General features: G+C 62.0%; 1 protein-coding gene. It reads left to right on the forward strand.

The window, feature by feature from the left end:
* Nucleotides 1-274: hypothetical protein (locus tag SB717_RS35655; RefSeq protein ID WP_410907676.1), on the forward strand; the 274-nt coding region annotated here is incomplete at both ends.

The raw sequence follows: 274 nt of genomic DNA on the forward strand, positions 1-274 counted from the left end.
CTGTGAACCAGAAGACATCAAGGGCAAGCAGGTGCGCCAGAACTCCAACGATCTCTACCTCGCCAAGGTGCTCTACGAGTACGCCATGCCCATCGCCAGACGGGCCAAGGTGATCTTCGTGGAAGTTCCCGTCGGCTCGCAGTCAGCGTCCGGCATGAAGGCCTATGGTCTCTGTGTCGGCGTGCTGGGTGCGCTGCGGGCCGAGGGCCACGAGATCATTGAGGTGACGGCAACCGAGGTGAAGGAACGCTTCACCGGGCTGCCGAATGCGACG

Source organism: Priestia sp. SIMBA_032 (genome assembly GCF_046535215.1).
Taxonomy (GTDB): domain Bacteria; phylum Bacillota; class Bacilli; order Bacillales; family Bacillaceae_H; genus Priestia; species Priestia aryabhattai.